Below are 22401 nucleotides of genomic sequence, written 5' to 3'. Positions count from 1 at the left end.
CATGTCCGTATTGATGGTGGTATTGGTCGTCATGCCGCTGGGCACCACGCTGGTGTGCCTCCGCGCCCCGCATCGGGTTGCTGCGGCGGTGACCGCGCTGAGCGGTGTCGTTGCGTTTGTGCTGGCCGCCGCGCTGGTGCCGGCCGGTATCGACCACACCGTCACCGCGCTGCGGTACTTGAGGGCCGATTCGTTGTCGTTGATCTTTCTGCTCGGCACCTGTTTCCTGTACGCCACCGTCGGTATCTATTCCGTCGGCTACCTCGCCGACGAGGAGCGCGCGGTGCGTGCGGGAACGGCCGAGCAGCAAGCCTCGTTCGCCCGCCACAGCGCCCGGTTCTACGTTGGCTTCAACGCATTTGCGTGGTCGATGATTTGTGCGCCGTTGGTCAACGGTCTGGCGCTGTTGTGGATCGCCGTCGAAATCACGACGGTCATTTCGGCGCTGCTGGTCGCGTTGGACAACACCGAGGGCGCGACCGAGGCGGCATGGAAGTACGTGCTGATTGCGTCGTCCGGGCTCGGGATTGGCCTGCTCGCAACCATCTTTATGTACTACGCGGGCGCACAGGTGTTGGGGCAGTCTTATGACTTGGCATTCGATCCGCTGATCAGTGCGGCCCACCAATTGCCGCAGACTCCGGTGCGATTGGCTTTCGTGCTCGCGGTGGTGGGGTATGGCACCAAGGTCGGTTTTTTTCCGGTGCACACCTGGCTGCCCGACGCACACGCCGAGGCGCCCACTCCGGTGTCGGCGCTGCTGTCGGGGTCGCTGCTGGCGGTGAGCTTTTACGCGATCCTGCGCTATTACCAGATCACCCTCGCCACGTTGGGGCCGCGCTTCCCTCAGATGGTGCTGTTGGTCTTCGGCGTGCTGTCGTTGCTCTTGGCTGCGCTGTATCTGCTCGAGCAGCGGGATATCAAACGGCTGCTTGCGTATTCGAGCGTCGAGCACATGGGCATACTGGCGATCGGCATGAGCTTCGGTGCGCCGATCGCCCTGTCCGGCGTGCTGCTGCACGTCCTGGCCCACGCCGCCGCGAAGGGCAACGCGTTCATGGGCGCGGGCGTGCTGGTGCGCAAGTTCGGCACCAAGGAACTAGGCCGAATGGCCGACGGCATCGGGGTCCTACCCTGGTCGGGTCCGCTGTTTTTGATCGCCGTTCTGGCGTTATCGGCCATGCCGCCGTTCGGCCTGTTTCGCAGCGAATTCCAGATCGTCGCCGGCGGATTTGCCCATCCCCGCAATGCCGCCGCAGCGGCCCTCGTCTGCCTGGTCACCCTGGCGTTTCTCGGCCTGACTCTTGCAACCACCCGAATCCTCTTCCGCCCCAGCCGGATCGACCCGACCACCACCGAGCCCTCCCAGATTCCCGGTGAACCCAGCCGCTGGATGGTGACACCCGTCGTCGCAGGGGTAGTGGTGTTGCTGATTCTGGGGCTTGCGCCACCGTCGGATCTGGTCAGCCTGCTCAACCACGGCGCCACCGAACTCGCGACCGGTGCACAATGACCTCCGCTACCACGACCGATCTCATTGACCTGCCGCTGGCGCGGTGGCGCGCGCAAGTGGTCGAACACGTCGGCGCCGGCGATCGCTTCGCCGGCGTGTATGCCTCCCATGATGCGAAAACGGCCCAACTGCACGCCCTCCTGGTTGGCGGTTCCTGGGTCAGCTGCCTTCGAACGCGATTGACACCGGACGCCGACGGCTCGATGTCCTACCCATCGCTGACACCCGAAGTGCCATCGGCATTTTGGTATGAGCGAGCTCTACACGACCTGTCCGGCGTGGTCCCGATCGGGCACCCCAGGCTCGAGCCGCTGCTGTTGGCCCGCCAACCCGGACAACCTTCACCGCGGCCCGGGTACGTTGACCGCGCTGCGCTCGATCGCCACGTCCACTCCAGCGCCACCGAACCGCGTGGCCCGGTGGATGTCGGCGGCGGCGGCGTGTTCACCTTGCCGCTTGGTCCGGTGCGGTCCGGAGTGTATGAATCCATCGAATTCCTCATCGAAACCCCCGGCGAGGACATACCCCACCTCAACATCCGGCCGCACTACAAGCACCGCGGGATTGCCAAACGGTTCGAGACATTGCCCGTCGCCGACGGGATACTGGTCGCGGAACGCGTGGAAGGGATCGCGTCGGTGGCGCATGCCCTGGCCTTCGCCCATGCCGTAGAGAATCTCACCGGCGCGACTCCGCCGCGGCGGGCGCGACTGGTTCGGGTGATCCACGCCGAACTGGAGCGCATCGCCAACCACCTCGACGTGGTGACGCGGCTGTGCGACTCCGCCGGGATTGCCGTCCCTCTCGCGCGGTTCGGCTGGCACAAAGAGAGCATTATGCGATTGACATCTGCGCTGTGCGGCAACCGATTTGGTCGGTCAGTCGTGCGTGTCGGAGGAATCGGCGCCCAACCGCGGTTAGAACCGGCCGAAGTTTCGGCACGATTGGCGGCGATCGTACGCCGAATCCGCCACGACCGCGATGCCCTGATGGTGGACGCGTCGTTTCTCGACCGGCTCCGCGGCACCGGGCGTCTCGATGCGACGCTGGCCGCCTCGCATGGGGCGCTGGGTCCGGTGGGTCGCGGATCCGGCTGCGACGACGATGCGCGCGGGCGGCCATACGACGGCTATACGGAACTCCCCGTCGTCGATGGCACCGTCGTCGACGATCAAGGCGACGCGTTGGCTCGGTTGCGGGTGCGCTGGGGCGAGATCGATATCGCCGCCGAGTTGATCCGGCGCGCATGCGATCGGCTCTCCACGATCTCGGAGATCGAGATTGCGGCACCGGTCGAGGTTGTCGACGGTTTCGCGCTGGGCTGGGCCGAATCGCCCCAAGGTGAGGTGCTCTACGGCTTGGAAGTCCGTGACGGCACGATCCGGCGCTGCTTTGCGCGAACCGCCTCCCTGCACAACATGCTGCTCTTTCACGATGTGTTCGGGGGCGATATCTTTACCGACTTCCCTTTCATAGAAGCAAGTTTCGGGCTCTGCTACGCCGGGGTGGCGATGTAGATGCCGTGGGTACTGAGGGGACTGCGCGACGGCGTCATCACCAGCCGGTGGCCCAAACGCGCCGACGACTACTTCGATGAATTCCCCGCATCGGTGGGCATCGTCGGTAGCCCGGACGCCGCCGCGGCCGACGTCGTCTCAGCCATGGAAGCATGCCCGACGAGAGCCATTTCGGTCGAACCGCTACCACGGCTCGACCGCGGACGCTGCATCGTGTGTGGACGCTGCGTGGAAGTGGCCCCCAACTGGTTCGGCTGGGATACCGGTTCCGCCACAGCGCGATTGACGCGCGAGACGCTCGTGGTCGGGAGCGTCGACGAAAGCGACGAGGCGATCGCCGAGCTGCGGGCGGCGCTGGCCAAGCGGGTGCGGCGGCTGCGACGTTCGGTGCATCTGCGCCACATCGACACCGGTTCCGACGGCAGCGACGAATGGGAGATTCAGGCCCTCACCAACCCGGTCTACGATCTGCACCGGTTGGGGATCTTTTTCACGGCCAGCCCTCGTCACGCCGACATCCTGTTGGTCACCGGGATAGGCGCCGCGGGAATGGTTGAACCGCTGCGGCGCACACTCGACGCGATGCCCGCGCCGACAGTGGTGATTGCCGTCGGAACCGACGCCGTCAGCGGGGGATTGATCGGCCGCGGGTACACCGGCGGCGTCGGGGTATCCGACGTGGTGCCCGTCGACGTTTGGGTGCCAGGAGCACCGGCCTCGCCGTTCAGCATCCTGCACGGCATTCTGTTGGCATTGGGCCGCGTCCCGCTGCCGGGGCCCCGGAGCGTGCCATGCTGATCGGTGGCCTGGCGCTGCTGGCCGCGGCGGCGTTGATCGGCTGGTGCGCGGGACGTGGCCGCGGCCGAGACGCACAGGGGTTTTTGGACGTTGCGGCGTGGACCGTCAACGCCGCGGGCGCCGTGGTGTTGGTGATCGCCGGTGGGTGTGCGGTGGCCGGCCGCCCGCAACGACTCGACCTTGGCGGGTTGGCGGGTTTCGGGCCGGCCGCCCTGCGCGTGGATGCGCTTTCGGGGCTGTTCCTTATCATCTCCTTCGGGGTCGCCGTCCCCGCCCTGATCGCCGCGGCGGCACCGGCCAACCAACGCCGTCCGCGGTTGCCCGCCGCCATCGCGGTGACTCTGATCGCGGTCGCGATAATCATTACCGCCGACAACTTGTTCGTCCTGCTCTTCGGCTGGGAACTGCTCAGCGTGGCGTTCTACCTGATATCGGGATACGACCGCAATCTGCCGGGCAGGGCCCGAGGCTCGGTCATCACAGTGGTGTTTGGCAAGGCGAGCGGCGCGGCGCTTTTGATGGGTGCTTTGCTGCTCGCCGCGCACACCCACACCTTCGCCTTCACCGCCGGGTCGCTGGATCCACACAGCGCCGCAGGCCAGGCCGCGTACGCGTTGCTGCTCTTTGGTTTTGGCATCAAAGTCGGTCTGGTGCCGGCCCACATTTGGATGCCGCGAGGATACTTCGCCGCCCCCGGCCCGGCCCGCGCGCTGATCGCCGGCGCCGCCGTCAACGTCGGGTTCTACGGAATGTGGCGCACACTGAACATTTTCGGCGCTCCGCCGGTTTGGCTGATCTGTGTGGTGCTGATCATCGGTGGCGTCACCGCCATATTGGGCATCGCCCACGCCGCAGTGAACCCCGACCTGGCGACATTGATCTCGTGGTCCAGTGTGGAGAACGCCGGCGTGATCACGTCCGGTTTCGGAGTGGCATTGGTGGGTGCCGCCGCGGCTGAACCCAAACTGGTCGCCGCGGGGTTGGTTGCCGGCACCGCCCAGGTGATGGCGCACGCCTTGGGCAAGACTTTGATGTTTGTGTCCGCGTCCACGATCGAGCACGCGACCGCGACCACCGAACTCGACCGGCTCGGCGGTATCGTGCGGCGTCTGCCATGGGCGGGCGCCGGTTTGGTGATCGGCTCGTTGACGCTGGCCGGGTTGCCACTGACCGCGGGTTTCGCATCGGAATGGTTCACGCTCGAATCGCTGATGCAGCAATTCAGGGTTACGAGTCTGGCGATGCAACTGTCTACCGCCGCCACGGGAGCGTTGATCGCGCTGACCATCGGCATCGCCGGCGTGACCTTCGTGCGCGTGGTTGCGCTCACCGCGTTCGGTCCGGCCCGCATGGATGAGCCGCAATTGAATTCGGCGGCCGCACGGGTGGATCGTCAGTGGCCCTACCGATTAGGCGTGGCCGCTCTGGTGGCGGGCTGCCTGGGCGCCGCGGCCTTCGCTCCGCTACAGGTGGGCTTGATCGCACGCGGCTTGCAGCCGATCGTGCACGACCAAGCCGCCGGCGCGAACGCGGCGCCGTGGGTCTTGCAGCCCGTATTCGCCGACTTCTCCGCGTTGTCCCCGAGCTGGCTGTGGATCGTGCTTCCGGCGATGGCCGCGATCATCGCGGCATTCTCAACGGTATTCGCCGGCCGAAATCCGTTTCGCGCGCGTGCGGTGGCGCCGTGGTCGTCGGCCTCACCGGGAGTCGACCGAGGCGTCGGCTACACCTCCTCCGCGTACGCCAACCCGGTGCGCAACGTCCTGGCCACCGTGCTCTTGACCCGCTCCGCATTACTCGAGGCCGATGACGAACCCGATAATCACGAGGTTGCGCCGCGCCGCTACACCTACCGCATCGACGTCATCGACGTCGTCGAACAATATTTCTACCGCCCCTTGACCCGCGGTATGCTCGCCGTCTCCCGATCCGCGAAGAAGCTGCAGTCGGGTCGTCTCGACGCATACATGGCCTACATGCTCATCGCGGTGCTGGCCGTTCTCGCCGTCGTAATCGCGACATCATGACCGGCTCCATGACCGGAATAGGTCAGACCCGCAAATTCAGACGATGAGCGGTGGGCAACCCGAACGGAAGGTCCGGTGCGGCCGCGGCGATTTCGAGCAGGCGATTGTATTTGGCGACGCGTTCTCCACGGGCCGGGGCGCCCGATTTGATCTGCCCACACCCCGCCGCGACGGCGAGGTCGGCGATGAACGAGTCTTCGGTTTCACCCGAACGATGAGAAATCATCGCGCCGTAACCCGATTGCCGGCACAGGGCCAGTGCCTCAAGGGTTTCCGACACCGTGCCGATCTGGTTGACCTTGATCAGTGCGGCGTTGCCGATACCGCTGCGCACCGCGAACGCGATCAAATCGGGATTGGTCACAAAGTTGTCGTCGCCGACCAGTTGCACTCTGCCGCCCAATTTCTCGGTCAGCTTCCGCCAGCCCTCCACGTCGTGTTCATCCATTCCATCCTCGATGCTCCATACCGGGTAGTGATCGACGATGGCTGTATAGCGATCGATCAGGTCGTCGCTGGAAAACGACTCGCCGTCGACCTGGTAGTGGCCGTCACGGTAAAAATAATTCGCGGCGGGGTCGAGTGCGATCGCGACACCGCCGCGCCCGGCGATGTAGCCGGCGTCTTCAATGGCACCGGTGAGAAGTGCCAAAACATCTTCAGGACAGCCGATCTCGGGCGCGAAGCCGCCCTCGTCACCCAACCCGGTCGTCAGATTGCGCTCGGCCAAAGCCGAACGCAGTCGCCCGTACACTTCCGCGCCGGCACGAACCGCTTCCGGCAAGGACGGCGCCCCGATCGGGGCGATCATGAACTCCTGGAAGTCAAGATCATTGAGCGCGTGGGCGCCGCCATTGACCACATTGAAGTGCGGCACCGGCAGCCGAGGATTCACGCCGGCGGGAGTCAGCCACTGCCACAACGATTGTCCGGATACCAAGGCGAACGCCCGAGCGGCGGCCATCGAGACGCCGACAATCGCGTTGGCGCCCAATCGCGACTTGTTGGGCGTGCCATCCAGCGCCTGCAGCGCCAGATCAACTTGTTCCAAGGCGGTAAACGGGCGGCTGGTCAACAATTCCGCGATCGGCCCGTTGACGTGTGCCACGGCTTGGCGCACGCCCAAACCGGCGTAGCGCTCGGCGTCATGGTCGCGCAATTCAACGGCTTCCCGGCTGCCGGTCGAGGCGCCGGACGGTACACCCGAGCGCACTTGCCTTCCGTCGGCCAGCGTTGCAGTGACCGCGAGAGTAGGCCGCCCGCGGGAGTCGAGGATCTCGAGCGCAGTTATCGACAAAAACTCAACGGCCATCTGTCTTCCTTCGCGTCATACTCGGCTGCGCAGCTGGCCAGCCGAATATTGATCTGTTCCGCAGGGACCGTTGGCCGTCGATGCTTGACGCGCAATTATGGCGAGCCCCACCGCCACCGTGCGTTGCCAATTTATAGCATACTCAGTTCGCGGGCCGCCCATACCTCCGAATACCGTCGTGAAAGCTCTTGCACGACAACGGTAAGGAGCAGCAATGGATGAGGATTGTCTCAAGCTCAGCGCCTATTTCGATGAGCGCCGACGCAGCGGTGATCGCTTTGTCGCCGACGTGATGCTCGGCCTTTGTGAAGAAAGCCGGATTGCGACCAGCATCGTGCTGCGCGGCATCGGCGGTTTCGGGTCAGGACATCACCTCAGGACCGACCAATCATTAACCCTGTCCGAGGACCCACCCGTTGCGGTTATCGCGGTCGACACCAGAACAAAGATCGAAGCGCTGCTCGACCCCGTGTTAGCCATCAAGCGACGAGGCTTGGTCACCCTCGAGCGTTCCCGGCTGCTGCGCGATGACATCGAGCCCATGGAATTGTCGGACGAGCTGCACGAGGCCATCAAACTGACGATCTATGTCGGCCGCAAGGAACGCGTTTACGGCGTGCCCGCCTATATCGCGATCTGCGATCTGCTGTACCGGCGCCGCCTTGCGGGCGCGTCGGTATTTCTTGGTGTCGACGGCACCGCCCACGGCCATCGGCAGCGGGCGCAATTTTTCGGCCGCAATGTCGACGTACCGATGATGATCATCGCGGTCGGCCCAGGCGACCTGATCGGGCGAGTGTTGCCGGAGCTCGGCGGGCTGCTCAGGCGCCCCCTGATCACGGTCGAACGGGTCCGGGTCTGCAAGCGCGACGGTGAATCGCTGGAACGACCGCACGCATTGCCGGGAACCGACGAGCACGGCCTGCCGCTGTGGCAGAAGTTGATGATTTACACCTCCGAATCGGCGCGCCACGGCCGCGCGCCGATTCACCGCGCCCTGATACAACAGCTTCGGCAGCGCAAAACGTCTCAGGGAGCGACCGTGCTGCGGGGTATCTGGGGCTTCCACGGCGATCACCAACCGCACGGTGACAAGCTGCTCTCCCTGAGCCGTCGCGTCCCGGTTGTCACCATCGTCATCGACACCCCGGCCAACATCGCCGAATCCTTCGATGTGGTCGACGAACTGACCCGAGACCAGGGGCTGGTGACCAGCGAAATGGTGCCGGCGGTCGTGTCGGCCGATGGCGACAACAGCGGTGGTGGACCACCCATGGCCCACCACCGCTACTAACGCCGATAGTCGCCGGTCGACCGGTATGCCATCGGCGCGTCTTTCCGCTTCGATCAAGCCACCGCCTGGCCGCGTGCGGCCCACACCTGGTCAAGGAATTCGGCGATGGCCTTGTTGGCCTCGGCACACCGGCGGGCGTCGAGAACGTCGAACGCATGCCCAACGGGTAGCTCGAGATAGCGCACCGTCGATCGCGACACCGAGCGCAACTCCCGATGGAAGTTGCGCGCTTCGTCGATCGGGATCAGCCGGTCCTTGGTGCCGTGCACGATCATCGTCGGCGGAGCGCCGGGGTGTACCTGGGCCACCGGCGATGCCTCGCAGAAAATTTCCGGGCACAGGTCGGACCGGTTGCCGACGACGACTCGTTCGAGATATTCCATGAACAGCTTCCGCCACAGCGTTGACCTGCTCTCCCAGTCGTAGCTGCCGTAGATGCTGACAACGGCATCGGCCCCGTCCAGCAGTCCGGTCAGCGTGGCCAGATGTCCGCCGGCGGAAGCCCCGGCGATCGCAACAAAATCGGGATCGCCTGCGAAGTCCGCGATGTTGTTGCGCGCCCAGTCGACCGCGGCCCGCACGTCCTCCAGCTGGCACGGCCACCGGTACCACGGCGCCACCCGGTAGTCGATGGACAGGCACACCCAGCCCCGCTTGACCATGCGTGACATCAGTGCGTGACCCTGGAATGTCATCCTGCTGCCGCTCACCCAGGCGCCACCCGGCACCCAAATCAGCACGGGTGCATTGGGTCGCTGATTCTGGCCGCGCCAAATGTCGAGCATCTGACCGGAACCGTTGTAGCGGACAGACTTTTGCACATGCTGGCGACGCTTGTCGAGGTATGCGAGCGTGGGCGGGATCAAAGGCGGTATCGCCGAGCGCATTGCCGCTCGAACGTGCCACACGGATGAGTCGACTGTGCCCGCCGCCCGCCGGCCAGCGATCGCGTTGAAATGAGAAATCGAGGCGTACATCGCTTATCACCTGCCTCTACCCGACTAGTCACCGGATAGAGGCCATTAGCCAGGTGCGGCAGTTATGGCGAGCCCCATCGCCGCTGTCCAGGATAGCCGAAAATCAACCCGTGCGCATAGCGCCCGGCCCGCCACACGGCGCCCGCAGCGTCGACCTTGCCGTTTCGGTCACCCGGTTACCCGTAGCGCGGACGTCGGGGTCGTAATCCGTATCGTGAATTCCTTTTCCCGCCGCCGTGGTTTCGGCCCCGCACGCTCAATCACGTGAAGAGGCTGGCGATTTCGATGTAGACCGGTATCCCGATGGTGACGTTGTAGGAAAACGTCAAACCTAGCGAGGCGGCCAGAGGCAACGTTGGACTGGCTTCGGAGATCGCCAGTCGCTGCACCGCCGGGACGGCGATGTAGGACGCCGCCGCGCACAGCACCGCGAACAGGATGTACGTTCCCGGCTTGAATTGGGTGTGGGTGAGGTAGGAGTAGCCGTGGGCGACGCTAATCCCAATCGTGGCAAAAAGATTCGGCATCACCAGACCGAAGAGGATGAGGCCGAGGCCCGCCGATCTGAGGTCCCTTAGCTTGCTGGCGGCCGTGATACCCATCTCGAGAAGGAACAGGCACAGTGCGCCCTGAAACGCCGACACAAAGAACGTGTCGTCGTCGTGGACGACCTTCGCACCTTGCAGCCCACTGATGAGGCCGACGACGATGCCGCCGATGAGCAGGGCAAGCCCGGGATTGAGGAAGACTTCGCCCAGGAGCTCGCGGGAAATGATGGGCGGCGCCTTTTTTCGACGACCCGGCGCGTCCGAGCGGGAATCGTCACGCTTTTCCAGCGCGATCTCCATCCGGCGTTCAGCCTCGTGTCCGCGTTCAATACTTTCAGCGTCGAGGTCTTGTTCGCGGCTGGGCAGGACGGCCGCACCGGGTCCGGCCCCCGGGCTGTAGCCGGGCTCATCCGGCATCAGGCCGTTCGCGTCCATACCCTTGCGCCGCAGCCGCCCTACCAAGTAGAGCGCGACCAAGCAACCGGGAATCTCCATGACGGCCAACATGACCGGCATGTAGGCGTTGAAGGCCATGCCGAGGCCGGTCAGGACGCCCACGCAGGTGGCGAAGGTTCCTGCCGAGTCCGAGCCGTAATAGCCCGCCACCGTCGCCCGGTCGATGCGCCGCATCGTCGTCATGTGGTCGAGCAGGAAGTAGGCGAGGGTGCCGATCAGGAAGTTCAAGACGAAGCCCACCACGATGAATCCGACGATGCCGCCGATGTTCGCCGGGCTGATCTCCGCGAGTTCTTCGCCGCCGTGCCACCCGATGGCCAGCAGCAAATACATGGTCAGCCCCTGGTAGATCACATACGGAAACTCGAAGCGCACCTTGAGGATTGGGATCAAGAATCCTAGGTAGAAGAACAGCAACAGCGGTTTGAACAGGTTATGGGTGAAGTTCTGCCAGAATTCGAGCAGCATTGATCCACTCCTTGAAGGGATGCAGGAGATTTTCGGGGCCGGAAAGGACTATCGCGTGACGGTCGCTACCGCGATGTGCTCTTGGTCCCCGCGATCACCGTGGAATCCACGCTGCAGGTGTGGGTATCGAATTGCTGGACGACCATTGACTCGAAACCGGCCGAGGACCGCGTCGGCGCAACGTTCGCCGCGGTTGAACCGAGAGCCGCTCCCAGCCTGACATGCCGCGGCCTCGGCCACGATCCCGGAATCGACCGGCGCCATCACGGTCGGGAAACCGCCGGGCATATCCGTCCAGGTACCCCAGCGGCCATTGCAGCTCCTACCTCCCGACGCGCGGATCACCAGGGGTAGAAGCCATTAGCACCATTGGTCCGGCTCGATCAACTGAGCCCCTAGTGCATTGAGCGAGCCTCATCGCTTTGCAGGTTCACAGCCGACTCTACATAATACCGCTCCCGGTCATTCTCGGCACGTCATGCGACACTCAAACCGAGATAACCCAGGGGTAGAAGCCATTAGCACCGTTCGTCCGGCTCGATCGGCCGGGCCCGCGCCGGCTCAGCCGGCGACTGAGGCGTCGTAGATCGACTGGATCGCCTCATCCAGGATGGCGTTGAATTGCTCGTCGGACTGGCCGGCCGAAAGGCCCTCGGTCAGGGCGCGGCTGAAGCTGGCGATTACCCCAGTGTTCTCCGCCAGCAGCTTGTTGGCCTCCGCACGGGAGTAGCCGCCGGACAGCGCGAGTACCCGCATCACCTTCTGGTGCTCGACAAAGTCGCGGTAGTGGTTGACCTCGCTGGGCAGGCTGAGCTTGAGCATCACTCGCTGCCCGTCGGGCACGGTGTCGAGTTGTTTGGTGATCTCGTCGCGCAGGATGTCCTCGGCCTGTGCTTTGTCCGGGATGGAGATGGTGACCTCGGGTTCGAGGATGGGTACCAGCCCGTGCGACAGCACCTGCCGGGCCACCTCGAACTGCTGGGCGACCACCGCGGCGATGCCCTCGCGGTTGGCGCCGCCGATCACCGAGCGTTCCTTGGTGCCGAACACACCCTTGCCGACGGCCCGTTCCAGCAGCTCGTCCAGCCCCGGCATCGGCTTCATCAGCTGCACGTCGTCGGACGCCTCGGCCAGCCCCTTGTCGATTTTGAGGATGGGCACGACGCCCTTGGTCTCCCATAGGTAGGTGGTCGACGGCTTGCCCGCGATCTCGCGGTCCATGGTCTGCTCGAACAGGATCGCCGCCAGCACCCGATCGCCGGTGAACACCGGCGAGGTGATGATCCGCGAACGCATCTGGTGAATGAGGTCGAACATCTCCTTCTCGGAGGAATACGCGTTGTCTTCGATGCCGTACAGGCGCAGCGCCTTTGGCGTCGAGCCACCGCTCTGGTCGAGCGCTGCGACGAATCCCTTGCCGGAGGTCATCCGGTCCGCTTGCTTCTGGTTCGCCATGGAATTCTCCACTCCCTCATGGCGCTGTCGTGGCGACGCACCGTCAAGTTCGAACGGTGCCGATCATATTCGGCCGATCACGGCGCGAGCAGGCAGGTCGTCGGTTAGCTGATCGCGTCCACCGCGACCTTCAACGCGGCAGCCTGGTAGCTGTCGGGGCGCCGACGATCCCAACGCGTCACACCTTGGTTTGGTCATGTTGCGGCGCCGCGGGTTTGGTGGGCCACGGTGCCATGCGATCAAGCAGCCGGTCGCGCAAGACCAGCGTGTGGAATAGCACGGCGCAGACATGGGCGGTGAACGTCAGGAAAAGCAAGAAGGCGAAGACACTGTGGGCCTGTCGGAGCACCGCATAAACGTCGATGTCGTGCGGCGCGATGCCGGGCAGACGAAGTGGCCCTCCCAGGATGATCGGGAATCGGGCCGCCGACAGCATGGCCCACCCGGTCAGGGGCTGGACGAGCAGCAAGGCGTAAAGCAAGTACTCCGACCACGACGCGATGCGGCGTTCGACGCGACTCATGGTGGCCGGGAAGGGTGGGAGCCGCTGGGTCAGCCGGTTCACCAGGCGCAGCACCGCGAAGGCCAGGATCACCACCCCCAACGGGCGATGGATGGCCAACAGCAGCGGGTAGTAGCCCAAGGAAGCGATCATGGCCACGCCGACGAGCAGCTGCGCGATGACCATCGGCGCCATCAGCCAGTGCAGAATCCGCGAAGTGAGCGCGAAACATCCTGGGGCGGTGGTGGTTTCGGTTGGCTCGCCCGTCATGAGAGCACCCGGGCCACGTTGACCTCGCTGAGCGACTTGGGTTCCTCGGCGCGGCGGGTGAAGGAACGCGCGTAAACGGCCGATCTGGACGCGGGCAAGGGGTCATCGGAGGCGGTGATGCCGTCTGGCAGCACCAGTGGGTCGAAGTTGATGTCGCGCGCGTTGCCGGCTTCCTCGGTCTGCACGGCGGTGATGGTGATGGTGCCGGCGTCGACGGACCGCCGCGACCGCGGCCACGGTTTGGTGGCGTCGTTGGTCGGATCGCCCGGCTCGCCGATCCTGAGAACGAGTCGCCACTGGAGCGGCCGGCGCGCCAGCGTGCGAATGAGGTCGTCGAAAAGATAGTCCTTGCCGGGCGACGGCCCCGGGGCGTCCTGGCCCCCGGCATCCTGCGGCACTGCGGACCAACGCACCGGAACAGTGGCGCCAGCGCTGTTAGTGAACCAAAAAGCGTTCAGCCCGTAGAACGTGCTGTCCGCGAATCCCGCGCTGGGCGGCGACTGCTTGATGATTTTCATCGCCGCGACGGTCTCGGGATGGCGATCGAGGAATGCGGCCATCTTCTTCGGGTCGGGCTTGCCCGTTTCGGGCAGCGGTTTGGACGCAAGCAACCGCTCGTAAAACCCTTGCGGGGTGCTGTCGGTGAAAACGGGAAGGTTGATCATCGCGGTGCGCCACTGCTGGCCGTGGGGCGCCTGGAACAGCAGGCCCAGGCCGCGGACGGTGTCGGGCTTGTCGGCCTGATCCGGCAGACCGCCGCCCAGCGAAAACCGACCGACCAGCGGGACGGTGCCCGGCTGGAAGACCGCCGCCCGGCAGATCGCAGCGCCCGCCCCGCTGCTCGCGAAAAACCCTGTGGCGCTGAGGCCTTTGGCATGATTCCGCCGAAACCCGTCATGGCGGCCGTAGACGTGTTCGAAGCGATCGGCGAACCTTGAGGGAAGAAGCGGGGCCGGCGCGCCGGGCCGCAGCCAGCCGCCGGCATAGGCAAACCCGGTCACGTCCGCCGCGGCGAAGCCGGCTACCGCGCCCATCCCCAGCAATGCGCTCCGCCGAGTCAGCGCGAGGCGGTGGAGACGCTCGGCGTCACGGTCACCGGGCTCCATGCCCACCGTCCTTTCCGGCTCTTTCGGGCTCTTTCGGTGACCCTCGCACACACTCGGACTACGTCGCGGCGCCGGAATTGGTTCGGCCGGATTCGCCGGCGGCGCCGCGCCGTCGCCCGAGACCGCCGCTTTCCGCGTGGCTTACCATCGACTAAACACGTGCGGCTGCGCTTCCGCCTAGCGGAGCAGAATCGGCAAAGTGGGGTTCTCCTCGTGAAGCGTGTTTCGCCCCCGGCTAACAGTGGCCGTCAGAGCCAGCGGTGTCCCACGCGGGACGAATGTGGGTGATGAGCATGGCCGAACAATCCGGCGACTCGGTCGATCCGATGGCTTTCGAAGTGGGAACACACCGGATAGATCGGGCGGTCGTGGTCACCGTCTCGGGTGAAGTGGACATGCTCAGTGCGCCGCGGCTGGCCGAGGCGATCCACACCGCGCTGGCCGCCCGGCCCGCGGCGCTGATCGTTGATCTGTCGAAGGTGGCTTTTCTCGCCTCGGCGGGGATGACCGTCCTGGTTACCGCGCAGGCCGAGGTCGTGCCGCCTACTCGGTTCGCCGTCGTCGCGAACGGCGCGGCCACCAGTAGGCCGATCAAACTCATGGGAATAGACAGCGTGCTCTCGCTTCACAGCACGCTTGACAGCGCGCTGAGCGGTATTGCCGATGGGTGAAGCTTGGCGGGACGGATATTTGATGAAAAGTGTTGTCAGACAAGTATTCTCAGTCGTCGGCCTGGCCGCCCATCTGGGTCGCGGCGTCGGTCGGGTGACTGCCGACGCCGCGCTCGGAGGCCGGGTGGGGTTGCCCCGCACCGTCGAAGACATCGACGCCGCGGTCCTGTCCAGGGTCATGGGGACCCACGTCGGATCCGTCCGCGTCCTTGACGGCCACGCGGGGACATCGACACGGGCCCGGTTGGCGTTGACCGGAAAAAACGTACCCGAGTCGGTGTTCGTCAAGATCGCCGCAAAGACCGCCGCCACCCGTTTGATGGGTGAACTCGGCCGGCTCGGACACACCGAGGTGCGCTTCTACAGTCAACTCGCGCCGCAACTCACCGGCGTCCCGGATGCCTACGGCGCGGCATTCGACGCCTGGACGGGCCGCTATCTATTGGTCCTGGAAGACCTTCCCGCCGAGTCGTGCGAATTTCCCGACACCTTGCACCCGCTTTCCCCCGACCAGGCCAGCCTCGTCGTCGAACTGCTGGCCGACCTGCACGCCGCCTTCTGGAACCGCCTGCCCCGCGACGGCCGTGGCCCGTTGGCATGGCTCTACACGCCATCGAGCGACGTCACCTCGTTGTTGACCGGTCCGCTCATGCACGCCTCCATGAAGCGCCTTGCCGGGCGCACGACCACGCCGGCCGGCATCCCCGTCGAGAAGGGCCGCTTCATCGCCGACAACTACCGCACCGTCGCCGCGCTGATCGACGCTCCCCCACATACCGTCATGCACGGCGACGCCCATCCCGGCAACATGTACTTCTGCGGCGGCAAGGCGGGACTTCTCGACTGGCAGGCGGTGCGGCGCGGGCACCCCTCCCGCGAACTGGCCTACACCCTGATCACGAGTCTGACGCCGGAAGACCGCCGGGCGACTCAACGCGACCTACTCGACGACTACCGACGCGCGCTCGCGGCGGCCGGCGGACCCGAGCTGGATCGCGACGAACTGTGGCTGCGGTACCGGCAGGGCGCGCTGTACGGATATGTCGCGCCCCTGATCACCGCCGGGATGGGGGGAATGCAGGTCGAAGACATCGCCGTGGAAGGCCTTCGGCGCGGTGTCGAAGCGCTCGACGACCTGGAAACCATTGTGGCACTGAAAGATTCGATGTAGCCGGGTCATGCACGTCTTCGCGGCCGCTAAGAGCCGGCCCGCGGTGGCAGACCGCGAACCTGCAGAAGGTTCATTGACTCGATCTATCGGCAGGAATATCGTCAGGAGTTACGCTACGTCGCGTAGCGAAATGCTGTGCGTCTCGCGTCAGCGGCCCATGGCGACGAGAGGAGAGTCGCGTGTTCGACCTGAAGATCACCGGTGGCACCGTCGTCGACGGCACGGGCGCGGAGCGCTATCGCGCCGACATCGGCGTCAAGGACGGCAAGATCGTCGACGTCGTCCGCCGGGGTGCCAACGGCCCGGAGATGGGTGGCTTGGAGATGGCCGAGGCCGCCGAAACCATCGATGCGACAGGGCATGTGGTGGCCCCCGGCTTCGTCGACATCCACACCCACTACGACGGCCAGGTGAGCTGGGACAGCCTGCTCGAGCCGTCGAGCGGTCACGGGGTCACGACGGTGGTCACCGGCAACTGCGGTGTCGGCTTCGCCCCGGTGCGACCCGGCACCGAGGAATGGCTGATCAGGCTGATGGAGGGTGTCGAGGACATCCCCGGCACCGCGCTGACGGAGGGCATCACCTGGGGCTGGGAGAGCTACCCCGAATACCTCGACGCGATCGGCAAGCAGAAGTTCGCGATCGACGTCGGCAGCCAAGTGGCCCACGGCGCCGTCCGCGCGTACGCGATGGGGGAGCGGGGCGCCCGCAACGAGCCGGCCACGGCCGACGACATTGCGGCGATGGGCCGGCTGGTCACCGAGGCGATCGAAGCCGGCGCGCTCGGGTTTTCCACGTCGCGCACGCTGGCCCACCGGGCCATGGACGGCGAACCCGTGCCCGGGACGTTCGCCGCCGAGGAAGAACTGTTCGGGCTTGGCCGCGCCATGGCCGCCGGCGGTCAGGCGGTGTTCGAACTGGCCCCGCAGGGCGCCGCGGGCGAGGACATCGTCGGCCCCAAGAAGGAGCTGGACTGGATGCGGCGGCTGGGCGGCGAAATCGACCGGCCGCTGTCGTTCGCCCTCATTCAGGTGGACGCCGATCCGAACCTCTGGCGCGCGCAATTGGACCTCTCCGCCGCCGCCCATGAGGCAGGCAGTCGACTACACCCACAGATCGCGGCGCGCCCGTTCGGCATGATGATCGGATTCCAGGGCCACCATGCCTTCAGCCATCGGCCCACCTATCGCAGGCTCAAGGCCGAATGCGGCCGCGAGGAGATCGCGCGGCGCCTGGCCGATCCGGCCGTGAAGGCCGCGATCCTGTCCGAGGACGATCTGCCCGTCGACCCGACGCTGCTGTTCGACGGCATGTTCGCCTTCGTGCAGCACTCGTTGGACCGTCTCTACGCGCTCGGCGATCCGCCCGACTACGAGCCCACGCCGGACCGCACCGTCGCCGCGATCGCCAAGCAGCGGGGCGAGGATCCGTTGTCGACCCTCTACGACCTCATGCTCGAGTCGGACGCGACCGCCATGCTGATGGTGCCGCTCTTCAACTACGCCGGTGGCAACTGCGACGCGATCAGGGAGATGCTGCTGCACCCCGCCGGCGTGCTGGGGCTCTCCGATGGCGGCGCGCACTGCGGGATGATCTGTGACGCTTCGTATCCCACGTTCCTGCTGACGCATTGGGCGCGGGATCGTTGCCGGGGCGAGAAGCTGCCGCTGGAATACGTGATCCGCAAGCAGTCTCGCGATACCGCCCACCTGTTCGGGCTCACCGACCGCGGCACCATCGAGCCCGGCAAGAAGGCCGACCTCAACGTGATCGACATGGACGCGCTGAGGCTGCACCCCGCGGCGATGGCGTTCGACCTGCCGGCCGGAGGGCGCCGGATCTTGCAGCGCGCGAGCGGATACAAGGCGACCATCGTCAGCGGAACGGTGACCCGGCGCGACGACGTCGACACCGGGGCCCGACCCGGCCGGCTGGTGCGGGGCGCGCGCTGAGGGTTCCACCGATGAATCGGCCCGTCGGCAACCCGGCCCGCACCCGCTCGCACGTCCTGGAGGACGCGATCGGCACGCCGCCCGAGTGCCCGACCCTGGTGCCGGCCGAGCGCTACTACTCCCCCGCGTTCGCTGCGCTCGAGGTCGAACGGATGTGGCCGAAGGTGTGGCAGCTCGCGTGCATGGTCGACCACGTCGCCGAGCCGGGCGACTATTTCGAGTACCGCTGCGGACCGTACGGGGTGCTGATCGTCCGCGGTGACGACGGCGCGTTGCGCGCGTTCCAGAACGCCTGTCGCCATCGCGGCAACTCACTGTGCGTGGGCTCGGGTTCGGGACTGCGCGAGCTCAAGTGCGGCTATCACGGCTGGACCTGGGACCTGGCCGGCACGCTCAAACGGGTGCCCAACCGCAAGGGCTTCGGCTCGCTGCGACTGTCCGACTTTCCGCTGGTGCCGGCCCGGGTCGACAGCTGGGAGGGGCTCGTTTTCGTCAATCTCGACGTCGACGCGATGCCGTTGATCGAGTACCTGGAGGCGGTGCCCGACGACATCGCCTGGTGCCGTCTGGGCGACTTCCGCTGCTATGCCACGCTCACCGTCGAGGTCGACGCCAACTGGAAGACGATCGCCGATGGCTACAGCGAAACCTACCACATCCAGACGCTGCATCCCGAGCTGCTGCGCTGCGTCGACGACATCCATGCGCCACAACAGATCTGGGGTCACACGGGCAAGTCCGATCAGCCGTATGGCGTGCAGAGCCCACGCTTTGAGGGCGCGCTGAGCGACGAAGAGGTCTGGGACGCATACGTCTACACGCAGGGCGCGCTCATGGGTGCGGCCGAAGGCACGCCGTTCCCCGCCGGCGAGCGACGGCCCGGACAAACGGTCCAGGATGTGATCGCGGACCGCACGCGGGCATTCGCGGCCAGCCGCGGGGTGGACCTCGAGTGGGCGGACACGGACCGGATCACCCGGCTGCATCAGTACAACGTGTTCCCGAACATGACGTTTCTGGCCAACGCCGACCACCTGACCGTCATGTGTTCGCGGCCCGGCCCGGATCCCGATCGCGGCGAGATGGTCATTTTCTTGATGACGCGCATGGCGCCGGGTGCAGCCCGTAACAAGCCGACGGACGTGCGCACGACCGCCGGCGAAGCCGAACCGGGCGTAGTGCTCACCCAGGACATCGGGCTGCTCGCGGGCCTGCAGCGCGGCTTGCACCAGCCCGGCTTCACGCACCTGGTGCTCTCCGGCGAGGAACGGCGCGTGATCAACATGCATCGCAACCTCGAGCGCTATCTCGATCTGCCCGAAGCGGGGCGGATGACCGGCGGCAACGCCGTGTAGGGCACCTCAGCCAACTTGTCGGTGGAACCACACGGCGAAGGTGATGTATACATCACCTTCGCCAACGGCGTATAAATGCCATATGAAGCGGCTGCAGATCTACATAGAGGAAGACCTGGATCACGCGCTTGGCATCGAAGCTCGCCGGCAGCGCAAATCGAAGGCCGCGCTCATCAGGGCGTACGTAGCTGATCGTCTTGGCGCGCGTGAACCAGATCCGATCGATGCCTTCATCGGATCGTTCGACGGGGGAGTCGACTTGTCCACGTCCGTCGATGACGTGGTCTACGGACCACGTGAATGATCTTCGTTGACACATCCTTCTGGGCTGCACTCGGCAATGCCACAGACGCCCACCACACGGCTGCCGAGAGGCTCTGGGCCGCCAAACCGCCCTTCGTCGTGACCTCGAACCATGTCCTGGGCGAAACGTGGACACTGCTCAACCGGCGCTGCGGTCATCGGGTCGCGGTGACTGCCGCGGCCATTCGCTACAGCAGTCACGTCCGGCTCGAACACATTACGGCCGAGCTGGAGGAAGAAGCGTGGGAATGGCTTGCCCGGCATGACGAGCGGGAGTATTCGTTCGTCGACGCCACGAGTTTCGCGCTGATGCGCAAGAAGAAGCTTCGCGATGCCTATGCGTTCGATGAAGATTTCAGCGCAGCCGGATTTGTTGAGCTGAGACCCTAGCCTGCCGAGCACAGGGCGGCTCAGGTATGACGTGCCGCCTCTGGCGCGAGTCGCACACGCGAAGCCAGGCCCAGCGTGGCGTAGCACTCTCGAACGCTATCTCGATCTACGGAAGCGAAGCGGATGAGCGACAACAGGCCGGATCAAAAGCTGTCGACGTAATTGGCTCAGACCTCCCGAAAGCGGCCCGAAGCGAACTAGAATTCCGGCTTGTGACGACCCCGTCGAACCCGTGGGGTGACGAACGACGGCAACTCTTGCATCAGGTGCAGATGCGATGTCAGGCGCTGGGCCAAAGGCGGGCGCGACGGCTGTGCCGGTGCTTCGCGCAGGTCGGTGTCCACACCGCTCCGGAGCGCCTGCGGCAGATGGTGGCGGGCGTGCCCGTCGCGGACGACGAGGTAACGGACGTCAATTTCGCGCTGATCGCGATCCAGCTGAACCGTGAGGCGCGCGGCGCGCGGTTCAAGCGCCTCAAGCGCCGAGGCACCCGCTCGCTGATGTTTGCGGGCTTGGTCCTCGTCGTGCTGAATTTCCTTATCTGCGTTGCCTACGTCTTGTTGAACCTGGCCCAGCAGGCCACGCCGCTGTGAAAGCGCGGCGCGGGTGGTTACGGGAAGCGCGCGTCCAGTTCTCCGGCCTGCGTCGGGGCCGTGAGGCCCGCGGGGCCAAAGTGGCGCCGTAGATACTCGAGGAGTTCGGCTTCATCGCCCGTGTGGCAACGGAAGCCGACATACCCGTCGGGTCGTATCAGGTACAGGCTGGGAGCGCTTGCGCCGTAGCAGGCATGGGTGCGCCGCTTCGGGTCGTTCAGCACGATGACATCGTCGCCGGCGGCGGCCGCGTTGTCGGTGGTGATCACCAGGGGAAGCACCAGCCCGTCGGTCGTCGTATGCACCCGGTGCCCGATGGCTGCCAAGGCTTTTGCGTCGGCCGCGTGCCGGCGTCCCTGAAAAATCAGCAGGCGGAAGTCGGGCGTGCGGAAGTGGGCGAACAGCGAGGCCGGCCGGCCCGAGGGATCCAGCAGTTGACCGTCCGGGGCGCGATCGCCCGCCGTGACGCCCTTGCGGAGACCGCCGACGTGTTCCGACAGTGCGGATGCGCGATAGTTCACGTCGAGCTGTGAGCCCCTTTTCAGGACGAAGTCGCCGACCACATCGAGAATCGCGGGAACCCGCAGCAGCGGAAAGACAACGCGATCCATCAAAACGTCGGCGAGCACGGAGCCGGAGACGCGCAACCGGTGGTTGACGTCGGTTTGTTGCAGCACCTTGCGCCCGACGGGCAACCGCTCGGCTTCGTATGTGTCCAGCAGTGTCTCGGGCGCCCCGTTGATGACCAGAGCCAGCTTCCAGCCGAGGTTGTAGGCGTCCTGTATCCCGGTGTTCATGCCCTGCCCACCGATCGGGCTGTGCACGTGGGCGGCGTCGCCGGCGAGGAACGCATGTCCCTTCCGATAGTGGTCGACGATGCGATGGTGCACGACGAAATTCGAAAGCCACACGGGCTCAAGGATCTTGGTGGTGGTGTCGCCGGCGCGTTCGGCCAGCAGGCGCTGAAACAGCTCGACCGAGGCGTGTGGGACGTTGCCGTCGGCATCGGGAAAGACTTGCGCGGCGATCCGCCACAAGCCCGGTTCACGAAACGGGATGGCCGCCATCAGCCCTTCGTCGTTGAGCCACAACGTCATCAGGCCTTCCGGCAGGTCGCCGTCGAGATGGACGTCAGCTTGGACGAATTGGTCGGGATAGTCCTTGCCGGTGAAGGGCAGCTGCAGCAGGGTGCGCACGGCGCTGTGGCCGCCGTCGCAACCGACGAGCCATTTGGCGTGCACCCGTTCGACTTTTTCCGAGGCCAGGTCGGCGATGTCTGCGACGATGCCATCGGGATTTTCCGTCAGACCGCGCAGCTCCCGCCGTAGTTCCACCTGGCCGCCAAGCTCGGCGAGCTTGTCCCGCAGGGCCTTTTCGACCACGGCCTGATTGGCGAACACCATCCCGTGATACGGCTGATCGGCCGGATCATCGGGATTCGCAACGACGTTCGGCTCGATGCGACCGACCTCGGTTCCGGCCCGCATGATGCGAAACCCCTTCGCGCGATAGCTTTCCGCGACGATCTTGTCCGCGATCCCGAGACTGTCGAGGACTTCCGCCGCCCGTGGCTGCACACCGTTGGCTCGCGAGGTCCACGGGAACTCCGCGTACTTGTCGATGATGCGGCAGGCGACGTCGCGGCGGCGCAGCTCGCAGGCGAGCATCAATCCGACGGGGCCGGCGCCGACGATCAACACATCCGTTTGGTTCACGTCAGCAC

General features: G+C 65.5%; 19 protein-coding genes and 1 riboswitch. Of the genes, 12 read left to right on the top strand and 7 right to left on the bottom strand.

Annotated features, from left to right (window positions below; translation table 11 throughout):
- The first annotated feature begins 1 nt into the window (after window position 1).
- From K3U93_RS00635 to K3U93_RS00620, 4 genes are read left to right on the top strand one after another with little or no spacing between them, the layout of a single operon-like run.
- Complete coding sequence (locus tag K3U93_RS00635; protein ID WP_083008832.1) at window positions 2–1513, top strand: proton-conducting transporter transmembrane domain-containing protein; 1512 nt, start codon at window positions 2–4, stop codon at window positions 1511–1513.
- On the top strand, window positions 1510–3030 hold the full coding sequence (locus K3U93_RS00630; RefSeq protein ID WP_083008829.1) for a hydrogenase large subunit: 1521 nt from the start codon (window positions 1510–1512) through the stop codon (window positions 3028–3030). Before K3U93_RS00635 ends, K3U93_RS00630 begins: the two co-directional genes overlap by 4 nt.
- Window positions 3031–3828, top strand: a complete 798-nt coding sequence (locus K3U93_RS00625; protein ID WP_083008827.1) for an NADH-quinone oxidoreductase subunit B family protein — start codon at window positions 3031–3033, stop codon at window positions 3826–3828. It abuts the gene before it with no gap.
- Complete coding sequence (locus K3U93_RS00620; RefSeq protein ID WP_083008824.1) at window positions 3822–5855, top strand: proton-conducting transporter transmembrane domain-containing protein; 2034 nt, start codon at window positions 3822–3824, stop codon at window positions 5853–5855. The genes K3U93_RS00625 and K3U93_RS00620 overlap by 7 nt, the downstream gene beginning before the upstream one ends.
- A gap of 22 nt (window positions 5856–5877) precedes the next feature.
- Here K3U93_RS00620 and eno read toward each other — a convergent pair whose 3' ends face one another.
- A complete protein-coding gene (eno, locus tag K3U93_RS00615) occupies window positions 5878–7167 on the bottom strand; it encodes a phosphopyruvate hydratase (protein WP_083008822.1) in 1290 nt (429 codons plus the stop codon).
- Window positions 7168–7381: 214 nt separating this feature from the next.
- Here eno and K3U93_RS00610 point away from each other — a divergent pair, with 214 nt between their 5' ends.
- The gene (locus K3U93_RS00610) at window positions 7382–8461 is read left to right on the top strand and encodes a DUF190 domain-containing protein (RefSeq protein WP_083008820.1); all 1080 of its coding nucleotides are present in this window, start codon (window positions 7382–7384) and stop codon (window positions 8459–8461) included.
- A 53-nt stretch (window positions 8462–8514) separates the two neighbouring features.
- On the opposite strand, the gene K3U93_RS00605 is transcribed toward K3U93_RS00610, so the two are convergent.
- The 5 genes from K3U93_RS00605 to K3U93_RS00585 form a co-directional block, all read right to left on the bottom strand.
- On the bottom strand, window positions 8515–9282 hold the full coding sequence (locus K3U93_RS00605) for an alpha/beta hydrolase (RefSeq protein WP_176219863.1): 768 nt from the start codon (window positions 9280–9282) through the stop codon (window positions 8515–8517).
- A 185-nt stretch (window positions 9283–9467) separates the two neighbouring features.
- A riboswitch (Fluoride riboswitch) is annotated at window positions 9468–9529 on the bottom strand.
- A gap of 169 nt (window positions 9530–9698) precedes the next feature.
- A complete protein-coding gene (locus K3U93_RS00600) occupies window positions 9699–10910 on the bottom strand; it encodes a sodium-dependent bicarbonate transport family permease (protein WP_083008815.1) in 1212 nt (403 codons plus the stop codon).
- A 561-nt stretch (window positions 10911–11471) separates the two neighbouring features.
- Window positions 11472–12365, bottom strand: coding sequence for a fructose bisphosphate aldolase (locus K3U93_RS00595; RefSeq protein WP_083009130.1), 894 nt, complete (start codon window positions 12363–12365; stop codon window positions 11472–11474).
- 178 nt (window positions 12366–12543) lie between these two features.
- A complete protein-coding gene (locus K3U93_RS00590; protein WP_083008812.1) occupies window positions 12544–13137 on the bottom strand; it encodes a cytochrome b in 594 nt (197 codons plus the stop codon).
- Window positions 13134–14243: a catalase family peroxidase gene (locus tag K3U93_RS00585; protein ID WP_230981549.1), complete on the bottom strand. Its 1110-nt coding sequence runs from the start codon at window positions 14241–14243 to the stop codon at window positions 13134–13136. The genes K3U93_RS00590 and K3U93_RS00585 overlap by 4 nt, the downstream gene beginning before the upstream one ends.
- Before the next feature lie 293 nt (window positions 14244–14536).
- Here K3U93_RS00585 and K3U93_RS00580 point away from each other — a divergent pair, with 293 nt between their 5' ends.
- The 7 genes from K3U93_RS00580 (at window position 14537) to K3U93_RS00550 (ending at window position 20678) form a co-directional block, all read left to right on the top strand.
- A complete protein-coding gene (locus tag K3U93_RS00580; protein ID WP_083009128.1) occupies window positions 14537–14914 on the top strand; it encodes an STAS domain-containing protein in 378 nt (125 codons plus the stop codon).
- Window positions 14915–14936: 22 nt separating this feature from the next.
- Window positions 14937–16085 (top strand): phosphotransferase, encoded by a 1149-nt coding sequence (locus tag K3U93_RS00575; protein WP_083008807.1) that lies wholly within the window; start codon window positions 14937–14939, stop codon window positions 16083–16085.
- 179 nt (window positions 16086–16264) lie between these two features.
- The gene (locus K3U93_RS00570; protein WP_083008804.1) at window positions 16265–18037 is read left to right on the top strand and encodes an N-acyl-D-amino-acid deacylase family protein; all 1773 of its coding nucleotides are present in this window, start codon (window positions 16265–16267) and stop codon (window positions 18035–18037) included.
- Between the two features lie 11 nt (window positions 18038–18048).
- Window positions 18049–19392 carry an aromatic ring-hydroxylating oxygenase subunit alpha gene (locus tag K3U93_RS00565; protein WP_083008801.1) on the top strand — a complete coding sequence of 448 codons (1344 nt, stop codon included), beginning with the start codon at window positions 18049–18051 and terminating at the stop codon, window positions 19390–19392.
- An 82-nt stretch (window positions 19393–19474) separates the two neighbouring features.
- Window positions 19475–19696 carry a ribbon-helix-helix domain-containing protein gene (locus K3U93_RS00560; RefSeq protein WP_083008799.1) on the top strand — a complete coding sequence of 74 codons (222 nt, stop codon included), beginning with the start codon at window positions 19475–19477 and terminating at the stop codon, window positions 19694–19696.
- Window positions 19693–20085: a PIN domain-containing protein gene (locus K3U93_RS00555; protein ID WP_083008796.1), complete on the top strand. Its 393-nt coding sequence runs from the start codon at window positions 19693–19695 to the stop codon at window positions 20083–20085. Before K3U93_RS00560 ends, K3U93_RS00555 begins: the two co-directional genes overlap by 4 nt.
- Before the next feature lie 212 nt (window positions 20086–20297).
- On the top strand, window positions 20298–20678 hold the full coding sequence (locus tag K3U93_RS00550) for a hypothetical protein (protein WP_230981548.1): 381 nt from the start codon (window positions 20298–20300) through the stop codon (window positions 20676–20678).
- Window positions 20679–20695: 17 nt separating this feature from the next.
- Here the strand turns inward: K3U93_RS00550 and K3U93_RS00545 are convergent, their stop codons facing one another.
- Window positions 20696–22393, bottom strand: a complete 1698-nt coding sequence (locus tag K3U93_RS00545) for an FAD-dependent monooxygenase (protein ID WP_176219862.1) — start codon at window positions 22391–22393, stop codon at window positions 20696–20698.
- Window positions 22394–22401 lie beyond the last annotated feature (8 nt).

Source organism: Mycobacterium malmoense (assembly GCF_019645855.1).
GTDB classification, from domain to species: domain Bacteria; phylum Actinomycetota; class Actinomycetes; order Mycobacteriales; family Mycobacteriaceae; genus Mycobacterium; species Mycobacterium malmoense.
Note: the sequence above shows the minus strand (reverse complement) of the source record. Positions and strands in the feature narration are given on the sequence as shown.